Genomic DNA, 2677 nt, shown 5'->3' with positions numbered 1-2677 from the left:
CGGGAAATCCCGTGCGCCCCACGCCTGCTCATCCGGGGGTCCGGGGGCCTGGCCCCCGCAGCCTCCCGACTCCGGTCAGGAGTTGTAGATCGCGTCCACGTCGGCCGCGTACTGCTTCATGACGACGGCCCGCTTGAGCGACAGCTTCGGGGTCAGCTCGCCACCCTCCTGGGTCCAGTCGACCGGCAGGATGCGGACCTTCTTGATCGCCTCCGCGTGCGAGACCAGCTTGTTGGTGGCAGCGACCGCGTCATTGATCTCGCCGACCAGGGCCGGGTTCTCGATGAGGTGCTCGATCGGGGTGTCGGCGGGAATCCCGTTGCGCGTCTTCCACGCCGGCAGCGCCTCGGGGTCGAGGGTGACCAGCGCACCGATGAAGGGCTGCCCGTCGCCGACCACCATGACCTGGCTGATCAGCGCGTTCTGCCGCAGCGAGTCCTCGAGCATGGCCGGGGAGACGTTCTTGCCGCCCGCGGTGACCAGGATTTCCTTCTTGCGACCGGTGATCGCGATGAAGCCCTGCTCGTCGATGGCGCCCAGGTCGCCGGTCTTGAACCAGCCGTCGGCGTCGAACGCGTCGGCGCTGGCCTCGGGGTTGTTCCAGTAGCCGCCGAACACGACCGGGCCGCGGATCAGCAGTTCGCCGTCGTCGGCGACCTTGGCGCCGTGGCCGGGCAGCGGGCGGCCGACCGAACCGACCTTGATGTGCTCGGGAGTGTTCACGCTGACGGCCGCGGTGGACTCGGTCAGACCGTAGCCCTCGTAGATGGTGACGCCGGCGCCGCGGAAGTAGTGGCCCAGGCGCGCGCCGAGCGGGCCGCCGCCGGAGACGGCGGACTCGCACTGGCCGCCCATGGCCTCGCGCAGCTTGGAGTAGACCAGCTTGTCGAACAGCATGTGCTGGGCCTTGAGCACCAGGTTCGGCTTGCCGGCCTGCTGGGCCTGGCTGTACTGGATGGCGATCTCGGTGGCGTAGTCGAAGATCTTGCCCTTGCCGCCGTCGTGCGCCTTCTGCTTGGCGCCGTTGAACACCTTCTCGAACACGCGCGGCACCGAGAGGATGAAGTTCGGCTGGTACTGGCCGAACTGCTCGACCAGGGTGGACCAGTCGGCGGTGTGGGCGACGGTGACGCCGGCGTCGAACGCGGCCAGCGCGACCGCGCGGGCGAAGACGTGGGCCAGCGGCAGGAACAGCAGCGACTTGCGGCCGGGGCGCAGGAACTCGCTCATGGCGGAGCGGTCGGCGGCCGACTCGGCGTACAGGTTGGCGTGCGAGAGCATGACGCCCTTGGGCCGGCCGGTGGTGCCGGAGGTGTAGATGAGGGTCGCCGGGGAGGCGGCCTTCACCTGGGCGCGGCGGTCGTGCACCACGGCGTCGTCGAGTTCGGCGCCGCGCGCGGTGAGTTCGGTGATCGCGCCCTTGTCGAGCTGCAGGACCTCGCGCAGGCTGTCCAGGCCGGACTCGATCTCGGCGATGGTGGCGCGGTGCTTGTCGTTCTGGACGACGGTGAGCTTGGTGGCGGAGTCCTCGAGGATCCAGCGCGCCTGCTCGGCGGAGGAGGAGTCGTAGATCGCGACGGTGCAGCCGCCGGCCGCCCAGATGGCGAAGTCCAGCACGACCCACTCGTAGCTGGTCTGAGCCATGATGGCGACGCGGTCGCCGAGCTCGATACCGGAGGCCACCAGTCCCTTGGCCACGTCGGTCACGGTCTTCGCGAACGTCGCCGCCGTGACGTCGTTCCAGCCGCCCTTGCCATTCGGAGTGTTGAAGACCACCAGGTCAGGGGTCTTCTCAGCATGCCGGAACGCGCCGTCCGACATGTTGGCGTTCTCCGGAATGGTGTAGGTAGCCGGGACTTCGAACTCTCGCATCGCTGCCCTTCCACAGAGGTTTACTGGCGGGTAATTTACGCCACGCTCACAGGTAACTCTCCGCCGACCGCCCGAACCTGTTCCCGGACGGTCTCGCGCTGTGACTCTTCTCTATCCTATTGACCGGCTTTGGGCCGGTCGAAGCGCCTGGCGCAGGAACTGTCCGAGTTCGACGGTGACCGCCGCGGCCGGCGTCACCAGCGCCGCCTGCAGCTGGGCCACGTGCCAGAGACCCTCGGTCTCGGTGAACTCGGTCGGCACACCCGCCGCACGCAGCTGCGCCACCAGCCGCGTGCACTGGTCGTGCAGCAGCTCGGCCTTGTCGGCCTGAACGTAGGTGGGCGGCAGACCGTGCAGTTCGCCCAGCAGCGGCGCGTACCCGGCGTCCTTGCCGTCGCCGCCACCCAGGTAGGCCGCGGCGCAGGCCCGCGACCACGGCTTGTTGATGACCAGATCGCGGTTGCGGGTGGGGACCTCGTTCGGGTCGGCCCACGGCGCGATCAGGCCCAGCGCGGCCGGAGTCAGGCCGTGCCGGTCGCGCAGCCGCCCGGCCAGCGCCAGCGACAGCCCGCCACCGGCCGAATCACCGGCCACCGCAATGCGTTCCGGCCGGAAACCGGCCCGGACCAGTGCCAGGAACGCGGCCTCGGCGTCCTCGAGCGCCGCCGGGAACGGGTGCTCGGGGGCCAGCCGGTAGTCGGGAACCTGCACGGCGCAGCCGGTTTCGCGGGACAGGTAGGCCGCCAGCGAGCGGTGCGTGAGCGGCGAGCCGACGGTGTAGCCGCCGCCGTGCAGGTACCTGTCT

General features: G+C 69.8%; 2 protein-coding genes. Both read right to left on the bottom strand.

The window, feature by feature from the left end; all coding sequences use genetic code 11:
• Positions 1–75: 75 nt before the first annotated feature.
• Entirely contained in the window at positions 76–1872 is a 1797-nt protein-coding gene (locus tag ACFV4K_RS35360) for an AMP-dependent synthetase/ligase (protein WP_379280646.1), read from the bottom strand.
• A gap of 111 nt (positions 1873–1983) precedes the next feature.
• On the bottom strand, positions 1984–2677 hold a 694-nt coding region (locus tag ACFV4K_RS35355; RefSeq protein ID WP_379280645.1), incomplete at its 5' end, for an alpha/beta hydrolase.

The organism is Nocardia sp. NPDC059764 (genome assembly GCF_042732555.1).
GTDB lineage: Bacteria > Actinomycetota > Actinomycetes > Mycobacteriales > Mycobacteriaceae > Nocardia.
This window is presented reverse-complemented; position numbering and strand designations above follow the sequence as displayed.